Genomic DNA, 21,381 nt, shown 5'->3' with positions numbered 1-21,381 from the left:
TTTTAATAATTCAAGATTGGCAGGGTTTTAAAAATTTAAATTCAAACATTGAATATTCACTTGATTTTATGCTATAATCATCTGTAAGGAGGTTTAAAGATGGACTTTGATTTTTCACGAAAAATACCGATCGGTGTACAGAGTTTTGAGGATTTACGCAGAAAAAATTTTTTATATGTTGATAAAACTTTATATGCTTTTAAGTTGGCAAACTTGGGTAAGGTCTATTTTTTAAGCCGCCCTCGGCGTTTCGGCAAAAGCCTTTTTTTGTCGACTCTCAAAGCCTACTTTTTAGGCCAAAAAGAATTATTTACCGGCTTATACATCGAAAAGGCAGAAGAAAAACGGGCCGAAATCGAAAAATCTGCCGCTTGGGTAGAATATCCTGTTCTCTATTTGGATTTTAATACCAAATATTATAAGGATCAAGAAGCTCTTTTAACTATTATAAATTTGCACTTAGATGACTGGGAAAAAATTTATTCACTTACAAAAACATCTGGAAGTATTGAGGATAGATTTAAAGCTATAATTTCAGCCTTGTACGAAAAAACCGGCCGGCAAGTTGTCATCCTTGTGGATGAATACGATAAGCCTCTTTTACAAACTATGGGTGTAAACGAGGCATTAAACGAAGAATACCGAAACACCCTCAAAGCTTTTTATTCGGTAATAAAAACTTGCGACCAATACATCCGTTTTGCTTTTTTAACAGGCGTAACAAAGTTTAGTAAGGTAAGTATTTTTAGTGATTTAAATAACTTACAAGATATAAGTCTTATAACCGAGTACAGCGATATTTGCGGTATAAACGATTCAGAGTTAAAACTTAACTTCGAACCTGAAATAAAGGCTTTAGCAGATCGTAAAAAGAAAAACTTTGAAGAAACCTTATCGGATTTAAAGAAAAAGTATGACGGGTATTTATTTGCAAAAGAAGGAGTGAACGTATATAATCCCTTTAGTGTTTTAAGTGCTTTTTCTGCAAAGGATTTAGGTAACTACTGGTTTGCGACCGGAACTCCGACCTTTTTGGTAAACTATTTAAAAGACGCTTATTACAATGTACCCGATTTGGACGGAGGAGTGGAAATAAACGAAGCGGGAATCGATCTATATCGTGCCGATGCGAAAGACCCTTTACCGATACTTTTTCAATCGGGGTATTTAACGATAAAGGAATATTTAGAAGAAGCAAATATCTACCGCTTGGGCTTCCCTAATGATGAGGTGCGTTACGGCTTTTTAGAAAACCTTGTGCCTGCCTATTCTTCTCTCCGGCCTTATGAAACGGCTTCATCCGTGTGGGAATTTACAAAGGATATTCGCGCAGGGAATGTAGATGCCTTTATGGAGAGGATGCAGGCAATAATAGCGGGAGTACCCTACGATAATCTTCCGAAGGATAGGTTTAAGTTAAGAGAGCAAAACTACCAGACGGCTGTCTACTTAATCTTTAAGCTGATGGGTCAATTTGTTCAAACCGAGATACACTGTGCAAGGGGCAGGGCTGATTGTATAGTGCATACTAAAGACACGATATACATCTTTGAGTTTAAGCTTATGAGTGCAGGAAGCCCTGAAGATGCAATCGCACAGATAAGAGAAAAGGGCTATGCCGAGCAATTTAAGAGCGAGGGCAAAAATATAATCATGATAGGTTCAAGCTTTGATGAAGAAGAAAGAACTATCGGGGAGTGGAAAACGGCAAGCTTATAGAAGCTTGCCTATTCAGTAGTTATAACATTATAATTTTTCTATCCATTATAATTGCATAAAATTTATTTTTGAGTTATAATCTTTAAGTAAGAAAAAAAATTTGAAAGAGAGGCTGTCTGAGAATGAACAAACAAAAAATATATATTTTAATTCCTTTAATAATTTTAGCGGTTGCGTTTTTTTTGATAGGCAGTTTTCTCATTTTTGTAACTGCAGCAGAATATCGGCCTAAGGCTGTCGAAAATGCCGATATAAAAAGAGGATCAAAAAAATCGGTTTTAAATACCGATGAAAATTTTAAAGTTTTAAATTGGAACATAGGATATTGCGGGCTTGATGCTAAAAACGATTTTTTTTATGACGGCGGCAAAAATGTAACGGCTCGAAGCATGGATGCCGTTTTGCATAATCTTGAAAGCGTTAAAAATATCTTAAACAAAAATCTTTCAAGTTTCTATCTAATCCAAGAAATTGACTTAAAATCAAAACGCAGTTTTTATATAAATCAAAAGCAAGCCCTTACCGATTTTTTTACCGATTATGATTCGGTATTTGCAGCAAACTATGATGCCCTTATTGTTCCGGCTCCCGTTTCAAACCCTTTGGGAAGAGTTAAGAGCGGCGTTTTTACTCTAAGCGGATATGAGATAGCAAAGGCCGAAAGACTTCAGCTCCCCGGCTCATTTTCATGGCCCTTAAAAACGGTAAACTTAAAACGCTGTATTCTTGTTTCTGAAATTAAAACAGATGTTCCCAATAAAAATCTTTATATGATAAATTTGCACCTTTCAGCCTATGATGCTGACGGAGTTCTACGAAAGCAGGAAATGGAATTTTTACAAAATCTTGCTTTGAAGTTTTATAATGAAGGGCATTGGGTCATTGCCGGAGGAGATTGGAATTCTTTGTTTCCGGGTGTAGAAAAAAATCGCTTTATGCCTTATAATACTCCTGAAGAATTCCTTGAATGGATAGAATATTCTCCTTCAGATTTTATCGGCAAGGAATGGAAGTGGTGTTTCGATAATTCGGTACCGACTGTTAGACTTTTGGAAAAACCTTATGTTAAGGGCGAGAACTATACGACTGTTATTGATGGTTTTATATGTTCGCCTAATGTTGAAATTATCGGAGTTAACAATATTGATTTAAATTTTGAATTTTCGGATCATCATCCTGTGCTTGCAGAATTTAAACTTTTAAAATGATTTTTATTTAAAATAAAATATAAGGAGCAAAAAAATGAAGGTAAAACCTGTAACAGTAACCGGCAGCAGTTTAACAATCGAAGATGTTGTAGCTGTCGCCCGACACGGTGCGGAAGTAAAGCTTTCCGCTGATGCAAAAAAAAAGAATCAAGGATTCAAAGAAAATTGTAGACGACATCGTAAAAAGCGGTAAGCCTACCTACGGTATTTCGACCGGTTTTGGAGAATTATCCACCGTAACAATTACAAAGGATCAAAACGGTGCCTTGCAGAGAAACTTAATTTTAAGTCATGCCTGCGGTGTAGGCAATCCTTTCCCTGAGGACATAGTAAGAGCTATTATGCTTTTGAGATTGAACACACATGCAAGCGGTTTTTCCGGTGTAACTCCCGCAGTGCCGGATATTCTTGTAGATATGCTTAATAAGGGAGTAACACCCTATGTACCCGAAAAAGGCTCTTTAGGTGCAAGCGGCGACTTGGCAAACCTTGCCCATATCGCCCTCGTAATGATAGGGGAAGGCAAGGCTTATTATGAAGGTAAGCTGATGGCAGGAAAGGATGCACTTGCAAAAGCCGGGCTAAAGCCTGTTGTTCTTTCAGGAAAAGACGGACTTGGTATTATTAACGGTACGCCCGTAATGTCCGGTATCGGAGCCTTGGCGGTACATGATGCAGAGCAGCTCCTCAAAGCTGCAAACATGGGCGCTTCTTTGGTATTTGAAGCCTTTAGAGGTATCACAGCCGCCCTCGATCCCAGAATCCATAAATCCCGCCCCCACAAGGGACAGATGGATACAGCCGCCTTTATTCTTAAAATGTTAAAGGGCAGCTCTTCTATCAATACAAGAGAAAACGATGTTCAAGACCCCTATACTCTCAGGTGTGTTCCTCAGGTTCACGGAGCAAGTGCCGATGCTATCGCCTATGTCCGCAAGGTTCTTGAAGTTGAAATCAACTCTGTGACCGATAACCCGCTCGTATTCCCCGATAATAAGGATGTTATCTCAGGCGGAAACTTCCACGGCCAGCCCATTGCCATTACCATGGACTTCTTAGGCATAGCAGTAAGTGAACTTGCAAACATAAGTGAAAGAAGAACGGAACGCCTTGTAAACCCGCAGTTAAACGGAGGCCTCCCTGCATTCTTGATAGAAAACGGCGGAGTCAATTCCGGCTTTATGATTCCTCAGTATACGGCTGCATCCCTTGTTTCAGAAAACAAAGTATTGGCTCACCCTGCCAGCGTTGACTCTATTACCTCATCAGGAAATAAAGAAGACCATGTAAGTATGGGAACAACCGCAGCCCGCAAGATTACCGAAATCGTTAAAAACGTACGCCATGTTCTTGCTATCGAATGGCTTACAGCCGCTCAAGCCTGCGATTTACGCGGTATCAAAAAATACGGTAAGGGAACCGGCGAAATGATGAAGCTTATGAGAAAACACATTTCCACAGTTACCGAAGACCGCATTCTTTATGATGACATTATGAAGGCTCTTGAGATTATTTCAAATGATGAAAACATCGAAATGATAGAAAAGGCTATTAAGTAAATCGGTTTAACAACTAAGCCGGTTTAAAAAGCCCGTATCGGAAACATAAATCCGGTGCGGGCTTTTTTTATTGAATAAAAGAGTTTTTTCTTATTTTTTTGCTTGTATTGATATATAATTATAGATAGAGATGTTGTTTTATGATCAAAACTATTTATGATGACGATTTTTTAGGAGGACGATTATGAAAAGAAAAATTTTATTTGTTTTAATTTTAGCCGTGTTGTTTTCGGCATGTAAGATGAAGTTATCCGAAAATCCGGTATCGAACTCAGTGATTTAAATCCTAAGGATATTATTACCGCCCTTGCAGCCAACAGGGACGGCATCTTTGTAGCGGTAAAAGTGATAACTAATGAAGGGCAACATGATGAGAAGTATATTATTAAAGTTATAAAATATTCTCATCAAAAACTAGAAGTTACCTCCGCGTCCGCTTCTGCTGCCGGAACGGTTACTATTGCAAAAAACATACCAACAGGACATCCTGATGTTACTCCCGGCGGAACAGATCCTGCTTGGACGGAAAATACAGCAAATGCATACATTGAAGAAAACCTTAACGCCCTATATATTCATGAAGGTGTTTTGTACGGTCTCATAACCAAACAAAAGGGAAAAATGGACACCATATATTCCACTGAAACATCGGGAGAATTTGCTCCTTACCGTTTTATTGCAATGAAACCGGACAAACTTGTAATAGCCTCTGACGGTTATTACGGCCAAAAAAAACGATGTAGGAACAACAACTCAGACATTGATTAACAAAAATAGGGTTTTTGTATTCGATATAGGAACTTGGAGCCATCCTTCTATACAACAAGTTGCTAATGAAGTTAAGTTTTCAAAAGAAATAGACCATAGCAGCGGTAGCGGCTTTAGTTGGAAGTAGGCAAATAAACCTCTTATAAGTATTTACGTTCCGGTTTGAGGAACGGAATGGAAGGTGAAATTTTATTTTTACCTTGACTATGTATAAAATAGAATATATACTATAAATTAAAAAGGAGTTAGAGTTTATTGAGGAAATAAATGAATACTATAGTAACTATGACATTAGATGATTTAAAAAAAACTCCGCTTACAGAAGAAGAAAAACAAACTATCCGAAAGGCAAGGGCTATCCCTACTGATGACTGCCCCGAACAGTCTAAAGAAGACCTTGCCAAATTCAAACCATGGTATGAAGTACACCAAAAAGATGAAAATAGCATAAAAATAGATACTGATGTATTGGAGTGGTTTAAAGCTCAAGGTAAAGGCTATAAAACAAAAATCAATGCAGTTTTACGCTCCTACGCATTCGGCTGATTTTTATCAAAAACGATTTTAGTAAAGTCTTATATTACGTTGTAGAAAAGTCCTGCATTATGCTGCAGGACTCTCTGTTTATTCCGAATACTTTCCTATGCTTCTTATTTTTTTGCTTCGGTATTTTACCAAAACGGCGGGGTCGCGTTTTGTAAGGTCGGCTAAATCCTTTAGGATTTGCTGCTTTATAGCCTCTGCGGTTTGTTTGGGATCGATGTGGGCTCCTTTTTCGGGTTCGGGGATGATGCCGTTTATTACCTTTAGGTCAAGAACTTCTTGGCTGGTAATTTTAAGCATGGCTGCGGCATCCTTTGCCCTGCTTGAATCCCTCAATAGGATTGAAGCGCAGCCTTCAGGGGATATAACCGAGAAAATGGCGTTTTCAAGCATATAAATCTTGTCGCCGACTCCTATGCCGAGGGCTCCGCCTGAGCCTCCTTCACCGATGATTATGCAGATAACCGGCGTTTTTAGACGGCTGAATTCGCGCAAGTTAAAGGCAATGGCCTCTCCGATTCCTCTTTCTTCGGCTCCGAGGCCCGGGTAGGCACCTTGGGTGTCGATAAAGGTTATAATCGGTCTTTTGAACTTTTCGGCCTGTTTTGCAAGGCGCATTGCTTTGCGGTAGCCTTCGGGGTTTGCCATACCTCCGTTCCTGTCGATGGTCTCGCGCAAGTTTCTTCCCTTCTGGGTGCCGATTACCGTAACCGGCATTCCGTCGATAAAGCCTATTCCGCCTATCATTGCCGGGTCATCGCCGAAAAAGCGGTCTCCGTGGAGCTCGGTAAAATTATCGAAAATCAAATTGATGTAGTCCAAGGTTCTGGGCCTGTCGCTGTGGCGGGCAAGCTCAACCCTTTCCCATGTTTTTGAAAGAGCCGTTGAACTTTCAAGTTTAGCGTTTATCTTTGCAAGCTCTTCGCTTATATCAAGCCCCGCCTTTTGGGCTATATCTTTTAAATTATTTAATAAATTAGTTTGATCCGTATTGCTCATGCACTTCCTCCATAAAAACCTTAGACCTTTTTCTTCTTAGGGGCTTCTTTTAGGCCGAGGCTGTGAGCATCAATCATGCGGGCAAAAAACTGCCTTTGTTCTTGACGCGGTACTATACAGTCTACAAAGCCCTTTTCCATCTGAAATTCGGCACGCTGAAAACCTTCGGGGAGCTGCTGGCGGATGGTGCCTTCGATAACTCTGGGGCCTGCAAAGCCGATGAGGGCTCCCGGTTCTGCTGCCGTTATGTCGCCGAGCATGGCAAAACTTGCCGTAACGCCTCCCGTGGTCGGGTCGCAGAGCATTATAAAAAGAGGAACACCCTTTTCATCCAACTCGGCGGCTGCACTTGAGGTCTTGGCCATCTGCATAAGCGAAAAAAGCCCTTCCTGCATTCTCGCTCCGCCTGAGGTTGCATAGATAATTACGGGGATTCTTTCGGCCGCTCCCTTTAACATGAGCCGCGAAATCTTCTCCCCTACAACCGAGCCCATCGAGCCTCCCATAAAGTGAAAGGACATAAGGGCCAAAAGGGCATCCCTCCCCTTAATCTTGCAGGAACCCGTAATTACGGCCTCGTTTAAGGCTGCCTTTTCTTCGGCGGCCGATATTTTTTCTTCATAGCCTTCCATTTCGATGGGGTTACAGGTTTTCAAGTTTGCATACAGCTCCTGAAAGGAATTTTCATCCGTCAGATAGGTAATCCTCTGCCTAGGCTCTATGCGCAAATGGCAATTACAATGAGGGCAGACCATCAGGTTATCTGTAAACACCTCTTCATCATATGATACTTTACAACTAGGACAATCCATAATTTGTCAAAACTCCTTATTTACTTCCAAAAAGCTCTTCATAGAGCCCGGTACCGAAAACACCGGATTTGAACTTTTTTGAGTTAAGTATAATCTTTTGCTCTTCGATATTGCAGGTGATGCCTTCGATTTTAAGCTCGTCGAGGGCGCAAAGCAGTTTTTGAATTGCATTAGCCCTGTCGGCTCCGTGAACGATGAGCTTAGCCGTCATCGAATCATAAAACGGAACTACCGAGTAACCTTGATATAAAAAGCTGTCAAAGCGTACACCGTTTCCGCCGGGAATCATCAAGTTTTTGATAAGGCCGGGAGAGCGGGCGTTTATTCTGGCCTCGATAGCCCAGCCCTTTGTAGGCAGGATGCCTTGGGCAAACTTCATGTTCTCGCCCGTACAAACGCGGATTTGTTCTGCAATTATATCGGTGCCTGTAATCATCTCCGAAACGGGGTGCTCGACCTGAATTCGGGCGTTTACTTCCATAAAGTAGAAATTGTTGCCCGATACGAGAAACTCGATTGTTCCCGCCCCGCGGTATTTAAGGGAAGAAAAGAGGCTGACAGCCCCCTTACACATGGCTTCGCGCATTTCCTCGCTTACGGCAGGGGAGGGGCTTTCTTCTATCAGCTTTTGATGATTTTTTTGAACGGAGCAGTCTCTTTCGCCTAAGACGGAAACGGCTCCCTTTCCGTTGCCTACGATTTGAAGCTCGACATGGCGCGGGTCTACGAGGTATTTTTCGATATAAACTGTGCCGTCTGCAAAGTTGGCCTCGGCTTCTGCGGAAGCGATTTTTAGGTTTTCTGCCAGCTCCGATTCCTTATAAACTATGCGCATTCCCTTTCCGCCGCCGCCTGAGGCTGCCTTTATGATGACGGGATAACCGCATTTTTCGGCAGTTTTTTTGGCTTCTTCCAATTCCTTTATAGCTCCGTCCGAGCCGGGGGTTACTGGAAGGCCGCTTTTTACGGCGGTTTCACGGGCCCGTACCTTGTCGCCCAGCATTTCGATTGTGTCGGGTTTAGGGCCTATCCAAAAAAGCCCTGAGTTTTCTACCTCGCGGGCGAAACTTGCGTTTTCGGATAAAAAGCCTACTCCCGGATGAACGGCCTCGCAGGAAGTACAGAGGGCTGCCGTGATAAGGGCTTCCTTGTTGAGGTAGCTTTTCGCGGACGGGGGCGGGCCTATGCAGACGGCCTCATCAGCCAAAAGAACATGGAGGCAGTCCTTGTCCGCCGTGGAGTAAACGGCTACGGTTTTTATTCCCATTTCGCGGCAGGAGCGGATAACCCTCACGGCAATCTCGCCCCTGTTGGCGATAAGTATTTTTTTTATCATAGGAACCTGCCTACTTAGCCTTTATCTTAAACAAGACCTGATCGAATTCGACAAGGTCTCCGTTTGAAACCAAGATTTCTTCGACAATTCCGTCATGGTCGCATTCGAGGGTGTTCATCATCTTCATGGCCTCAAGCACGCAAAGGGGTTGACCTTTTTTTACCGTGCCGCCTTTTTCGACATAGGGCGGAGAATCGGGAGACGGAGCCCTGTAAAAGGTTCCGACGATGGGGCTTTTTACCTCGATTAGATCGGCCGATGAAGATGCCGTGGCCACTTGGGCCGGAGCTTCTGCAACAGGGCTTGCCGGTTGAGGTGCTGCCCCTTGAACTCCCGAAGGAGCGGTCTGAGGCACGCCCTGAAAACCTGCTTGGAAAGCTGCCGGCATAGCCAAAGGCATAGGATAGGCAGCCTGTGCTCCTGCCTGAGCTGCAACTTCCTTTTTAGGAAAGGCTCCTTCCTTTTTTAATACAAGCTCGCAGTCGTCCTGCTTTATCTGCAAGAACACTGTATCACCTTTTTCAAATTGTTCTATCACCTTTAAAATAAAATCTTCTTTCATGAAATCTCCTTAAAGTTTTATTTATGTTTATTTAACCGTTAATGCTATTTAAGATAGACATTTTATCAGTATGTAGATAGTATGTCTATCCCTTATGAAAATTACCGATAATCTGTTTTTACCATTTTAAATCTTTTCATACATTCCGTTTGTATCCTGTTTATAAAATATCCAGTTTTTTGCTTTTGCGGCTTCAAAGGCGGTTTTCAGTTCGGCGGAAGAAGTAAAGTCCGTTACATTTTTTTCCGGAACATCGTTTCTTTCACGATATATACAGGCTTTGCCCGCTTCGTTTTGTTTTCTGTCAGGCAAAGCGGTGAATATCCGTATAAAGGCTTTTTCGTTTAAGCGGTTGCCGTAACAGTCCAGTTCCTGTAAAACGTTTACCGCCGGTAATTCGATGGCTGTAAGTTTATTGACGGAGCAGTCCAGCGTTTGTAAAGTGCTTATGCCGCGCATATCGAGGGCGGCAAGTTGATTGCCGGAACACCACAGTTCGCGTAAAGCGGTCAAGCCTTTTAGGTTAAGTGTTTTAAGTTGATTATGACGGCAAGACAAATACTGCAAAGCGGTCAATCCCTGTACATTTAATGAAGTCAGCTTATTACCGGAACAAGCCAATTTTTCTAAAGCCGTCAAGTCTTGTACATTAAGAGAAGTCAGCAGATTATCGGAACAGTCAAAGCCCTTCAAAGCGTTAAAATCTTGTGTATTAAGCGAAGTTAGCAGATTTTTAGAACAGTTCAGCTTCCGTAAAGCGGTCAAACCTTGCACATTGAGTGAGGCAAGCTGATTTTCGGAACAGTCAAGCACAGCCAAAGCCGTTAAGCCATGTACATTGAGTGAGGTAAGATCATTGCCGGCACACTCCAGCACCGTCAAAGCCTGCAATCCCCGCACATCAAGCGAGGTAAGCCGATTGCCGGAGCAATAAAGCTCGGTAATTGCCCCTTTTAAGACAATCCTATTTCCCGTTGCCGTAAGCCGTACCGATTCACCGCTCGGTAATTCCTCAACTGTGCAGCCTTCAACCTGTATCTCGGAACCATCGGCAGTTACCGCTTTCACGGCTATCTCGTTTGTATCGTAATCGTAGCTTATACCGAGTATTGCCCGTCCTGTGCCTGCGGAAACTGCTGCACCTTCCGCCGCTGCGATACCGACTGTCATCAATCCTGTTAAAAATAATATCGTTAAAAATTTTTTCATAATTGTTTACCGGAAATCCTCTATTACAAATATCTAATTAGTTCTTTTTACAATCCAGTATCCGTCCTTGGCACTGCCTGTATATTCAATTTTGTTCTCTTTCTTTAATTTAGATATATCCCTCTCAATGGTGGGTTTGGATACATTAATCATATAACTCATCATATCAATTGTAATCTTGTTATTTGATTTTATCAGTTCGATGATTTTTTCTTTTCTTTGCTCAGGACTCAATTTTTGGACATCATTTTGGACATCATTTTGATCGCCGTTTTGACCGTCATCTTGAACATCATAGTTGCGGTTGAACAAGGTAACAATTACTCCGTTATCGGAAATATAATATTCGGGCTGTTTTTTAAAGCCGGCATAATCTTCGAATATTCTGCGTACTCCTGAAGCATAATTTTCGATGACATCCGCCTTATCCAGAGTGTCCACTATAATTTTATTCCTTTTAGCAACCATGCCCATTTTTATGTTCTCCAGGGTCAATCCGTCCGGTAAGCTGCCGGGAGAAAAAATTTGCACTCTGTCATCGTAAAATTCTATTTTTATATCTCCGCTCAAGGTCCAGTCCCTATGGCAATAGCAGTTTACGATAGCTTCTCTGAGAGCTCTTTCCGGAATATCCGAATACTCATCCCGCTCAGGGTTTCCTGTAATGGTTATTTTTTTTCGGTTCGATAAATTTGCAAAATATAGCACCTCATCTAATTGCTTTAAGATGGAACCTGTAAATTCTTTTTTATCCAAAAAGACATTAACCGTAGTTCCCTGAAAAACGGCAAACTTACTGATAGTGGGATTTTGGTCGCTCAATAAGAGGGCGGCATTATTATATTTACCATCCTTATCCATGAGGGATAGAGCATATTTGTCGAAAGGAACGCTTTTTTCTTTAAATCTATTTTCTATATAATTAAAGGTCAAATCATCCCGATGGCATAACAAACGCTCGTAATCATGCTGATTATGCTGCCGTATCATTCTTTGGATTTCATCAAAGCTTGCAAGTCTTTTTGTACTGCCGACTCTGACATATACACCTTTTGTATTAAAGCCTTCTCCGTCTTTATAAAAGTAAGGCCGCTCTTTTCCCTTAAAAATTTTGATTCTAAAGGGAGTTTCGTTTGGATAAATATAAATCAAGCTCGTCACACCGGGCGTAAAGGCATTTACAATCCAATTTGAAAGAACCTCTTCCCATTTTTTCTTTTTTTCGTTTATGAGATCATAATGTACAGTTCCGCTGTCATTGACACCCAGATAAATTTCTCCGTCGGTGCTGTTTAAAAAAGAAACGATTTCGGCTTTAAGTGCACTCTGTTTTTTAGGAATATCGATTTTAAACTCTTTATTATAATCTTCCATAATTTCCAATTACCCGCTGATGGTGTTTTCCTACGGAAATAACGGCATCAAGATTGTAGAATTTCATTCGATAGGATTTACCGTCTGAGGCAGTTGCCGAGGAATCCTCGGTAACTGAAGCCTCTTCCAATTCACCTGATTTGAATATCTTTTGCCATTTAAATCCTATCAAACCTTTCTACTTCGGCTTCGTAGTTGACGCCTTCGACATCAAAGCCGTTTGAGGCTAAAAAGTCGCGGCGGTAGCCTGCAAGGTCAGTGAGGCTTTCGGCATTTTCGCTTGTTACCTTTTCCATCAAGGCAGAAACTTCTCGCTGTACGTCTTCTTCAAGCTCCCAGTCGTCAATGCGGATTCTGTTTTCTTCATCGACGGGGATTGAGCCGTCTTTGCGGTAGAGCCTTTCTGCATAAAGGCGGGTAATCTGTTCGATACAGCCCTCGTGGTTTCCTTTTTCCTTCATAACCTTGAACAAGGAAGCGAGGTAGAGGGGAATTACGGGGATTACCGCACTTGCCCTTGTTACGAGCCCCTTGTTTACCGAAACAAAGGCACGTATTGACGGGGTTTCTTTGTTTAGGCGGTGAGCTGTGGCTTCAAGGTGTTCTTTGGCCTTGCCTATGGTGCCTTTTCGGTAGAGGGCTTGGGTGGCTTCGGGGCCTATATAGGAATAGGCCATAGTGATGCAGCCTTCTTCCAACAAGCCTTCTTTTGAAAGCCGGTTTATCCAGCGCTCCCAATCTTCTCCGCCCATAACCTTAACGGTGGCTTCCGCTTCTTCATCGCTTGCAGGCTCTGCGGAAATCTCTTTTAGTTCTCCCGTAAAGGGATCGACGGTCTTGCCTGTAAAGGTTTTTCCGAAGGGCTTTAAGACCGACTTGTGCATTATGCCTGTGTCGGGGTCTACTCTTACAGGGCTTGCCAAGCTGTAAACAATGAGATCGAATTTTATCCCTTTCTTTTTAGCTTCTTCAATAACTTGAGCCTTGATTTCGTCGGAAAAGGCATCGCCGTCTATAGTAACGGAATAAAGTCCTTCTTTTTTTGCCGCCTCGTCAAAGGCGAGGTTATTGTACCAGCCGGGGGTTCCGTACTTTGTTTCGCTTCCGGCCTTTTCAAAGGAAACGCCTATAGTGGCGGCTCCGTAGCCGAAGGCTGCCGTGATTCGGCTTGCAAGTCCGTATCCGTTAGAGCAGCCGAGCACGAGTACATTTTTCGGCGATGCAGCTCCCGATTTTACCTCAGCGGTAATCCTTTTTTTTGTGTATTCTATTTGATCCTCTACACCCTTTTTGCATCCTTTAGGATGAGCATTTAGACAAATGTTATTCCTAATCATCGGTTTTACAATCATATCCTTCCTCCATAATTTTATTCATTATTGCAGCTTAAGCTCCCAATCCGCCATCGACACCTAGGACTTGAGCGGTTATATAAAGCGATAAGTCCGAAGCCAAAAAGACTGCGGCGTTTGCTATGTCTACGGGTTGTCCGGCTCTTTTTAAGGGGATGCCTTCGACCCAGGCCTTGCGCATTTCTTCGTTTACGGCGGCTGTCATGTCGGTTTCAATGTAGCCGGGAGCTATGGCGTTTACGCGGACTCCCCTGCCTGCCGTTTCCTTTGCAAGGCTCTTTGTGAAGCCGATAAGACCTGCCTTGCTTGCGGAATAGTTGACCTGTCCGCCCTGACCGTGGAGGCCGACTATGCTCGTCATATTGATGATTGAGCCGGCTCTTTTTCTGATCATATCGGAGGAAACAATTTGCGAAGCGATAAAAACTCCTGTTAAGTTTACGCGCAAAACATCTTCCCAGTCTGAAAGCTTCATTCTAAATGAAAGGCTGTCCCTTGTGATTCCTGCATTGTTTACAAGAACATCAAAGCCTCCCGATTCTTCTAGAGCTTTTTTTACCGTTTCGGTAAGGCCTTCTGCATTGCCGCAGTCGGCATATATTTCGTGAAATACCGAGCCTTTTTCTTTTGCAAAGGCTTCCATTTCTGATTTTGCTGCTGAGGGCTTTGTACAAAGGCCCCATACTTCTGCTCCTTCTTCAATAAATCTTCTAACAACCTCTTTTCCGATTCCTCTTGAAGAGCCTGTTACCAATGCTTTTTTTCCTTGTAATAACATCTTTCCTCCAATAATTACGATATTTTGTGTAAAGTACAAAACTTATATATTTTAATCTATGCCAAAACTAAGACATCCCCAAACCTTGTTCTCTATCTTGTTGTAGCTTTTGCTGAACCTCAAGTTTCCCCCGAAGATAGTCTATCAGAATACAAGTATCACAAAGATAAATCATTGAGAACGTCCCCATGCCTTATTTCTTATTTCTTCAACCGAAATATTCCTGTCTTTCCATAATCCAAAGGCCGCATTAAAGTCTGAATCTTCCCTTTTATGCGTTTTTACAGGCTTGTGTAAAGTCTTTACTATTTTATCAAGTAATCTAATTCTTTCCGTATAAGAAAGCATCTCAACCTGTGCTGAAAGTTGTTCAAAAGCAAGTTCTGACATAGGCATCTCCTTTAATTTTTTTGAAAATCTTTTTAATTCTCATATCCGGTTTTTATTCTATAATTTTATTTAGCTGTTCCAAAGTTCCTGTCGGAGAACAGGTTAGTTCATCCGAGGCAAAGCCGCTGTCCCTCCAAAGATTGCACAAGGTGTTTCCGGGGCCTATTTCCAAGAGGCGGCAGGGTTTTAAGTCCTCACATAAAGAAGCGATCTCTTTTTCTTCGCTCGTCCATAAAACAGGATGAGTCAAGTGAAGGACTGCATTTGCCCTTGCTTCTTCTCCCGATTTTACTTTTTTACCCGTAACGTTTGAGAAGACGGGGATTTCGGGGTTTTTAAATTCAAAGCCTTTTAAGACTTCTTCAAATTCCTTTGCCGCTTCTCCCATAAGGGGGGAGTGGAAGGGGCCTGCAACTGCAAGGCGGACACATCTTTTTGCTCCGGCTTCTTTGCAAAGTTCTTCTGCAAGAGAGAGGCCTTCCGCCGTTCCCGAAATGACGGTTTGGACGGGACTATTCATGTTTGCGGCAAATACTATTCCGGTCTTGGGGTCTGAATGAGGCTTTAAAAGCTCTATTACCTTTTCGGGATCAAGCTTTAAAATGGCCGACATGCCGAGGGCACCCGAACCCTCGCTTGCCCTTGCTGCAATCTTGTCGCAGGCGGCTTGCATAATCCGGCCTCGTTTTTGGACTATGCGTATCATGTCTTCAAAGCTCAAAATACCTGAGGCATAGAGGGCCGAAAACTCGCCTAAACTGAAACCTGCAACGGCTGAAGGGCTTACACCTTTCTCTTTTAAAACGGCAAGAATAGCTGTTTCAACTGCAATTATTGCAAGCTGGCTCTTGTCGCTTCTAGACAAAACCTCGTTTTCGGTGTGCCAGAGGAGGGCTTCAATGTCTTCCCCGGTTATATCGCCGATATTTTTGATTAGGGCTCTTGCTGAACCGTATTTTTCAACAATATCCTGAGCCATTCCCTTAAATTGGGCACCTTGCCCTGAAAATAAAAATATGCTTTTCATCATCATCCTTCCTTATATGTATTAAAACCTTATGACGGCACCGCCCCATGTGAGCCCTGCACCGAACCCCGCAGTAATAATTGTCATTCCTTTTTTAAGCCTTCCGTCCAGAACAAGATCGTCAAGGGTTATGGGGATTGAGGCTGCGGAGGTGTTTCCGTAGTTTTCCATATTACATACAAATTTATTCATGTCTGCACCAAGCCTTTTTGCCGCTGCCTCCAAAATTCTGGCATTGGCTTGATGGCATACCACTAGGTCTACATCTTCCATATTCATATTTTCTTTTTGAAGAAGGCTTTTTACGGTTTCGGTTATAACTCCGACTGCAAAATTGTAGACGGTTCTTCCGTTCATTTTTAGATAGTCTCCCATATAGAGGGCATCGTAACCTGTTCCGTCTGAACCTAAGATGACCGAGCCTATGCCTTCCTTTGTTTTTTCGAAGGTGTTTTCAAGAAGAACTGCACCTGCACCGTCTCCGAATAGGACGCAGGTAGAGCGGTCGTTCCAGTCTACGATTTTACTTAATACCTCGGATCCGCAAACAAGGGCATAGTGCCAGCCGTGCCTTTCCATGAGGGCGGCCGCCGTATCAATTGCGTATAAAAATCCCGAACAAGCTGCCGATAGGTCAAAGCAGACTGCCTTTTTTGCATCAAGTTCTTTTTGAATAAGGCAGGCATTTGAGGGGAAGCCTTGATATTCCGCCGTAGCAGTTGCACAAATAATCAGGTCTATATCAGAAATTTCTGCGGTCTGAGATCCGGCCGAAAAAAGATTTTTGTATTTCTCCTTGTGCTGATTAAGCAGGGCTTCCTTACAGGCCTCTGATCCCAATGAAGCACTTGTGTCCTCTTCGGAAGCTATATAGCGGCTTCCTATCCCTGTGTGGCTTCTGATCCATTCATCAGAAGTATCCAGAGAAGCGGGAAAATCGCTGTTGCTCATTACCTTTTTGGGGATAGCCTTCCCCATTGTTTTTATTATAATAGCCATAGTTTCTCGCTTTGTTTTATTAAAAGTATTTTATTATTTTTTTGATAGTAATGTCAACTGTACGGGAAAATTTAGAATATCTTTTATTTATTCCGATAATATGATATTATATTTCAAGGTTATATTTTAGCCTAATTAAAATCTTAGGAGGTTTATTTATGAAACCAACTCTCTTAGTTTTAGCTGCCGGAATGGGCAGCAGGTATGGAGGTGTCAAACAGATAGCTGCCGTTGGAAGGCATGACGAAACCTTGTTGGATTATGCAGTTTACGATGCAATGAATAACGGCTTCGGTAAGGTTGTCTTTATAATCAGAGAAGATATTGAAAACGATTTTAGAGAACGTTTTTTTAATAGAATTGCACGCAACTGTAATGCGGATTATGTTTTCCAATCCATGGACGGATTTTTGACTGATGAGCAAATAAAAAGAGCTGTCAACAGAAAAAAACCTTGGGGAACTGCACATGCGATCTTGGCTGCGGAGCTCAAAATAAATGAACCCTTTGCAGTTATAAATGCCGATGATTATTACGGCCGCTCTGCTTATAAAACTATAGCGACCCACCTTTCAACATTGTCAAATGATTCTACCGAGCATGCTATGGTCGGTTATATCTTGGATAAGACCTTGAGCCGCTCCGGTTCCGTTTCAAGAGGGGTTTGTCAGGTTGGAAACGGTTATCTTGTAGGAATTACCGAGCATAAGGATATCGCATATAAAAAGGTTGGTCCTGTCGAAAAAATTATTTCGGAACATGAAGGTGCCGAGGTTGAATTCTCAGGTAAGGAAACCGTTTCGATGAACCTTTTCGGTTTTTCTCCTAAAATTTTCGATTTTATGAATGAGTATTTTAAAGACTTTATTCATAAGTATGCAGAAAGTGAAAAGGCCGAATGTCTCTTGCCTGAAGGTGTAGGGGCTATGATGAAAAAGGGTCTTGGAAAGGTTAAGGTTTATACTACCACTGAAAGATGGTTCGGTATGACCTATCCCGAAGACAGAGAAATCGTTAAAAACGAGCTTGAAAATAAGGTAAAAGAAGGTTACTATCCCGAATTCTTGTGGAGGTAAAATTCTTATCTTTCTGCTAAGGCCTTTTCGACTTCGGGAGCAAAAAGGGCAAAGTCATATTTTGACGGGTCTTCAGGGCAAAATTCTCTGAGGCGTTCCGTAATTTCTTCGACTGCCTTGCGGTCGTTTTGTTTTCGAGTTAAGAGGCCGAGGGCTCTTCCTCTTCGGGCACAGTGCACATCCAAAGGGAGGTAGAGCTCAGACGGCTTAATGCTTTTCCATAAACCGAAGTCAACTCCCTTATCATTCGATCTTACCATCCAGCGTAAAAACATATTTAATCTTTTTGCTGCGGAACCGCCTTCCATGTCGGCTATGTGTTTTATGTTATGCGGTTCCATGTTTTTTATAAATTCTTTTCTAAATCGGCTCATCCTGCTTATCAAAGGTTCTTCCGGATTTTTAGCTTTAAATAATTCTTCAAAATTTGAGCCCGATAAATAAATGCGTCTTATAGCCTTTGCTATGGCAAGGCTGTCTTCTCCATTTAAGGTGCGGTGATAAAAGGTGCTTACCGTTTTTAACTGAGCCGGAGTGCTTTGAGTTAAGAACGCATGAGGTTGATTTTGTAAGAGAGCCATCAATTTATCCGCACTTTTTAAAATTGCTGTTCTGTTTCCCCATGCAAAAATAGAAACAAAAAATCCTGCAATTTCTATGTCTTCTTTTTTAGAAAAACGGTGCGGAATACTTATCGGATCGGCAGGTATAAAGGCCGGTTTTTCGTACTTTATTACCAACTTGTCAAGAGTTTTTTTTAGGTCTTTAAATTTAGTGTCCATTATGTCCTGCTTAATTGACTAGTTTAATTTTTGATATAACATATCCAAATCATCTTTTGAAAAGTATGATATTTCGACAACTCCTTTTTTTAAGTCTCCTTTTATTTGCACCTTTGTTCCCAAGGAATTTATAAATTGCTGCTCAATATCTCTTAATTCAAAATCATCGGTAGAAAGAGATGGAGCTTCTTTTTTTTGTTTTTTTGTTATGCGTCCGATTCCCGAATTAAGATCGGCTGCCATTGACTCGGCTTCTCGGACCGACATATCCGATTCTAAAATTCTTGTAAAAAGAATTTTTTGATCGGCAGGATTTACTATGGATAGTAGAGAGCGTGCATGACCCGCCGAGATTTTATTTACCCGCAAAGCCTCTTTCATTTCCTCGGGCAGTTTTAATATTCTTAAACTGTTTGTAATTGCCGACCGGCTTTTCCCGACCCTTTTTGCAAGCTCTTCTTGGTTTATGCGGGTGAGTTCCATAATCTCTTGATAGGCAAGGGCTTCATCGACTGCATTTAGGTCTTCCCTCTGAATGTTTTCTATTAGGGCGACTTCAAGCTTCTTTTTTTCCTCAAAGCTGCGCAGGATTACAGGAACGGTTTCTAAGCCTAAACTGACGGCGGCTCTTGTGCGCCTTTCGCCTGCTACTATAAAATAACCCTTGTCCTCATGTTTTTCGGCTACAATCGGCTGAATTATTCCGTGTTCTTTTATTGATTCTGCAAGTTCGTTTATTTTTTCTTCATCAAAAGTTTTTCGAGGTTGATAGGGATTGGGCTGAAGTAGTTTTGGGTCAAGATTGATAATTGAATCTTCGGAAATATTTAGTGTTTCCTGCACTGTATGATTTGAAGGTTGCTCTTCCAAGAGGGCATCGAGCCCCCGTCCTAATGCCGATTTTTTAGCCACGGTTTAATACCTCATCTGCAAGTTTTTCGTAACTTCTTGCTCCGGTGCATTTTGCATCATAATTGCAAATCGGAACTCCATGCGATGGGGCTTCGGATAATCTTACATTCCGCGGAACAATGGTCGAAAAAACCTTGTCCTTAAAATATGAAGATACCTGCTGTACAACTTCTTGAGCAAGATTCGTTCTTGAATCGAACATGGTAAAAAATATTCCGCCTATTTCAAGGGAAGGATTAAGGTTTTGCTGTACCCTTTGTACTGTCTGCAAAAGGAGGGTTAATCCTTCAAGGGCAAAGTATTCGCATTGGAGCGGTATATACACTTGGTCGGCTGCCGTGAGTCCGTTTAATGTCAAAATGCCCAAGGACGGAGGACAGTCGATTAGGATATAATCGTATTCGCTTTTTACGCTTTCGATAATATTTTTAAGATAGAATTCTCTGTCGGCTTCTTCTACAAGTTCTACCGTTGCTCCCGAAAGGTCTATTGAAGCAGGGATTGCCGATAGGTTTTTTACCGTAGTAGGGTAGATGGTGTTTTTTATTGAGGTCTTTTGGGCAAGGGCATCATAAACGGTCGGCCGCTTTTTTTGAATACCGACACCTGAAGACATATTCCCCTGAGGGTCAAAGTCTATTAAAAGAGTCTTTTTTCCTGCCAGTGCGATGTAAGCACCCAAATTAATCACGGAAGTCGTCTTCCCGACCCCGCCCTTTTGGTTTACAAAAACAAATGTTTTTCCCATAATAGTTTCATTATACATGATTTTTAATATTTATGTAAGGGGTTTTCAACCTTGACATCCCCCTTTAAAGAATAGTAAAATACTTATTATGAAAGACGAAAAAGGAAAATTTATACCGGAGATTTCTTCGGAGCTTAGACAAAAGACTGTGCAGGTGCCTGAAACTATTTATCAGGCAAGCGGAATTATGATTTTGAACAGGAGGATAAAATCCCTTTTGTTTTCGACCGATATTGCTGTAATTAAAAACTCCAATGCAAATTCGATAATGGCTGTTTATCCTTTTACTCCCCAGCTTTCGATTACGCAGGCGATAATAGAGGTTGCTCCTGTTCCGGTTTTTGTCGGAGTAGGCGGAGGAATTACTACAGGGAACCGCTCGATTCATATTGCTTTGCAGGCCGAACTTTTGGGAGCTTACGGCGTTGTTGTAAATGTGCCTATGAAGGTTGAAGTGATCAAAAAAATGTCCAAAGAAATAGATATTCCGATTATTTCGACTGTGGTTTCGGAGTATGATGAGGTTATCGAAAAAATCAAGGCCGGTGTACAAATATTAAATGTTTCAGGCGGAAAAGAAACTCCTCTAATTGTAAAAAAATTGAGGCAAGACCTGGGAGCCGAATTCCCCATAATTGCAACCGGCGGCCCCACAGATGAAAGCATTTTGCGTACAATAGAAGCCGGAGCAAATGCTATTACTTATACACCGCCTACCAGTGCAAATATATTTGAAGACATTATGGTAAAATACCGTGAAGAGCAAAATCGAAATCATAGGATAGGGTAATTAAACTTTTTTACCAATCACAAGCCAAGAGCCCGCTCTTGATGACCCTTCCCGTTTTACAATATTTTCTTCTTGCAAGCGGGCTAAAATACGCTTAACGGTACGAAGCGAGGTATTGAGCAATTTACTTATTTCTTGTTGAGTAATTTTTGGGTTTGTTTTTAACGAATCTAATACTTTTTCGTATAAAATTTCGTTAGATTCAGGATTGGTGCCATTGGTGACAGGATTGGTGCCATTGGTGACAGGATTGGTGCCATTGGTGACAGAATTGGTGCCATTGGTGACAGAATTGGTGCCATTGGTGACAGGATTGGTGCCGTCTATCTTGTTGTTCCGATATAAGCAAATTCTAAAATCTCCTTCAAAATCAATGAACTTAAGAGCCCTTCCCCCCTGATATAAATTGATTGACAGAACGGCTTATATTTACTATAC

Annotated in this window: 22 protein-coding genes and 1 pseudogene; 7 read left to right on the top strand and 16 right to left on the bottom strand. The window is 41.8% G+C overall.

Going from position 1 to position 21,381, the window contains the following annotated elements; translation table 11 throughout:
• Positions 1 to 99: 99 nt before the first annotated feature.
• The 5 genes and pseudogenes from E4O00_RS11445 (at position 100) to E4O00_RS11425 (ending at position 5,800) form a co-directional block, all read left to right on the top strand.
• The gene (locus E4O00_RS11445; RefSeq protein WP_253677490.1) at positions 100 to 1,719 is read left to right on the top strand and encodes an ATP-binding protein; all 1,620 of its coding nucleotides are present in this window, start codon (positions 100 to 102) and stop codon (positions 1,717 to 1,719) included.
• 122 nt (positions 1,720 to 1,841) lie between these two features.
• The gene (locus tag E4O00_RS11440; protein WP_253677489.1) at positions 1,842 to 2,927 is read left to right on the top strand and encodes an endonuclease/exonuclease/phosphatase family protein; all 1,086 of its coding nucleotides are present in this window, start codon (positions 1,842 to 1,844) and stop codon (positions 2,925 to 2,927) included.
• 34 nt (positions 2,928 to 2,961) lie between these two features.
• Positions 2,962 to 4,486 (top strand): annotated as a pseudogene (hutH, locus tag E4O00_RS11435) (histidine ammonia-lyase).
• A 345-nt stretch (positions 4,487 to 4,831) separates the two neighbouring features.
• Entirely contained in the window at positions 4,832 to 5,254 is a 423-nt protein-coding gene (locus tag E4O00_RS11430; RefSeq protein WP_253677488.1) for a hypothetical protein, read from the top strand.
• A 267-nt stretch (positions 5,255 to 5,521) separates the two neighbouring features.
• A complete protein-coding gene (locus E4O00_RS11425) occupies positions 5,522 to 5,800 on the top strand; it encodes a BrnA antitoxin family protein (RefSeq protein WP_253677487.1) in 279 nt (92 codons plus the stop codon).
• A 78-nt stretch (positions 5,801 to 5,878) separates the two neighbouring features.
• On the opposite strand, the gene E4O00_RS11420 is transcribed toward E4O00_RS11425, so the two are convergent.
• From E4O00_RS11420 to E4O00_RS11365, 12 genes are all read right to left on the bottom strand, one after another.
• Complete coding sequence (locus tag E4O00_RS11420; protein ID WP_253677486.1) at positions 5,879 to 6,796, bottom strand: acetyl-CoA carboxylase carboxyltransferase subunit alpha; 918 nt, start codon at positions 6,794 to 6,796, stop codon at positions 5,879 to 5,881.
• A gap of 20 nt (positions 6,797 to 6,816) precedes the next feature.
• Positions 6,817 to 7,608, bottom strand: a complete 792-nt coding sequence (accD, locus tag E4O00_RS11415) for an acetyl-CoA carboxylase, carboxyltransferase subunit beta (RefSeq protein ID WP_253677485.1) — start codon at positions 7,606 to 7,608, stop codon at positions 6,817 to 6,819.
• Between the two features lie 16 nt (positions 7,609 to 7,624).
• Positions 7,625 to 8,944 (bottom strand): acetyl-CoA carboxylase biotin carboxylase subunit, encoded by a 1,320-nt coding sequence (locus tag E4O00_RS11410; protein WP_253677484.1) that lies wholly within the window; start codon positions 8,942 to 8,944, stop codon positions 7,625 to 7,627.
• A gap of 10 nt (positions 8,945 to 8,954) precedes the next feature.
• Positions 8,955 to 9,506 (bottom strand): acetyl-CoA carboxylase biotin carboxyl carrier protein, encoded by a 552-nt coding sequence (gene accB, locus E4O00_RS11405; protein WP_253677483.1) that lies wholly within the window; start codon positions 9,504 to 9,506, stop codon positions 8,955 to 8,957.
• A 126-nt stretch (positions 9,507 to 9,632) separates the two neighbouring features.
• Positions 9,633 to 10,715: a leucine-rich repeat domain-containing protein gene (locus tag E4O00_RS11400; protein WP_253677482.1), complete on the bottom strand. Its 1,083-nt coding sequence runs from the start codon at positions 10,713 to 10,715 to the stop codon at positions 9,633 to 9,635.
• A gap of 33 nt (positions 10,716 to 10,748) precedes the next feature.
• Positions 10,749 to 12,089, bottom strand: coding sequence for an ATP-binding protein (locus E4O00_RS11395; RefSeq protein ID WP_253677481.1), 1,341 nt, complete (start codon positions 12,087 to 12,089; stop codon positions 10,749 to 10,751).
• Complete coding sequence (locus E4O00_RS11390) at positions 12,076 to 12,261, bottom strand: virulence RhuM family protein (protein WP_253677480.1); 186 nt, start codon at positions 12,259 to 12,261, stop codon at positions 12,076 to 12,078. The genes E4O00_RS11395 and E4O00_RS11390 overlap by 14 nt, the downstream gene beginning before the upstream one ends.
• Positions 12,248 to 13,441, bottom strand: a complete 1,194-nt coding sequence (gene fabV, locus E4O00_RS11385; RefSeq protein ID WP_253677479.1) for an enoyl-ACP reductase FabV — start codon at positions 13,439 to 13,441, stop codon at positions 12,248 to 12,250. Before fabV ends, E4O00_RS11390 begins: the two co-directional genes overlap by 14 nt.
• Before the next feature lie 34 nt (positions 13,442 to 13,475).
• Positions 13,476 to 14,219, bottom strand: a complete 744-nt coding sequence (gene fabG, locus E4O00_RS11380) for a 3-oxoacyl-[acyl-carrier-protein] reductase (RefSeq protein WP_253677478.1) — start codon at positions 14,217 to 14,219, stop codon at positions 13,476 to 13,478.
• A 171-nt stretch (positions 14,220 to 14,390) separates the two neighbouring features.
• On the bottom strand, positions 14,391 to 14,609 hold the full coding sequence (locus E4O00_RS11375) for a hypothetical protein (protein ID WP_253677477.1): 219 nt from the start codon (positions 14,607 to 14,609) through the stop codon (positions 14,391 to 14,393).
• Positions 14,610 to 14,661: 52 nt separating this feature from the next.
• Complete coding sequence (locus tag E4O00_RS11370; RefSeq protein WP_253677476.1) at positions 14,662 to 15,636, bottom strand: ACP S-malonyltransferase; 975 nt, start codon at positions 15,634 to 15,636, stop codon at positions 14,662 to 14,664.
• Between the two features lie 21 nt (positions 15,637 to 15,657).
• Entirely contained in the window at positions 15,658 to 16,635 is a 978-nt protein-coding gene (locus E4O00_RS11365; protein ID WP_253677475.1) for a beta-ketoacyl-ACP synthase III, read from the bottom strand.
• Positions 16,636 to 16,793: 158 nt separating this feature from the next.
• Between E4O00_RS11365 and E4O00_RS11360 the strand changes: the two genes are divergently transcribed.
• Positions 16,794 to 17,711 (top strand): nucleotidyltransferase family protein, encoded by a 918-nt coding sequence (locus E4O00_RS11360; RefSeq protein WP_253677474.1) that lies wholly within the window; start codon positions 16,794 to 16,796, stop codon positions 17,709 to 17,711.
• Between the two features lie 5 nt (positions 17,712 to 17,716).
• Here the strand turns inward: E4O00_RS11360 and E4O00_RS11355 are convergent, their stop codons facing one another.
• Genes E4O00_RS11355 through E4O00_RS11345 form a run of 3 tightly spaced genes read right to left on the bottom strand, consistent with a single transcriptional unit; the run spans position 17,717 to position 20,153 of the window.
• Entirely contained in the window at positions 17,717 to 18,493 is a 777-nt protein-coding gene (locus E4O00_RS11355; protein WP_253677473.1) for a TIGR02757 family protein, read from the bottom strand.
• A gap of 18 nt (positions 18,494 to 18,511) precedes the next feature.
• A complete protein-coding gene (locus E4O00_RS11350; RefSeq protein ID WP_253677472.1) occupies positions 18,512 to 19,405 on the bottom strand; it encodes a ParB/RepB/Spo0J family partition protein in 894 nt (297 codons plus the stop codon).
• Positions 19,398 to 20,153, bottom strand: coding sequence for a ParA family protein (locus E4O00_RS11345; RefSeq protein WP_253677471.1), 756 nt, complete (start codon positions 20,151 to 20,153; stop codon positions 19,398 to 19,400). The genes E4O00_RS11350 and E4O00_RS11345 overlap by 8 nt, the downstream gene beginning before the upstream one ends.
• Positions 20,154 to 20,241: 88 nt before the next feature.
• On the opposite strand from E4O00_RS11345, the gene E4O00_RS11340 reads away from it, so the two are divergent.
• Positions 20,242 to 20,943, top strand: coding sequence for a hypothetical protein (locus E4O00_RS11340; RefSeq protein WP_253677470.1), 702 nt, complete (start codon positions 20,242 to 20,244; stop codon positions 20,941 to 20,943).
• Here E4O00_RS11340 and E4O00_RS14340 read toward each other — a convergent pair whose 3' ends face one another.
• On the bottom strand, positions 20,944 to 21,135 hold the full coding sequence (locus tag E4O00_RS14340) for a winged helix-turn-helix transcriptional regulator (RefSeq protein WP_371922731.1): 192 nt from the start codon (positions 21,133 to 21,135) through the stop codon (positions 20,944 to 20,946).
• Positions 21,136 to 21,381 lie beyond the last annotated feature (246 nt).

Source organism: Treponema sp. OMZ 788 (genome assembly GCF_024181245.1).
GTDB lineage: Bacteria > Spirochaetota > Spirochaetia > Treponematales > Treponemataceae > Treponema_B.
Note: the sequence above shows the minus strand (reverse complement) of the source record. Positions and strands in the feature narration are given on the sequence as shown.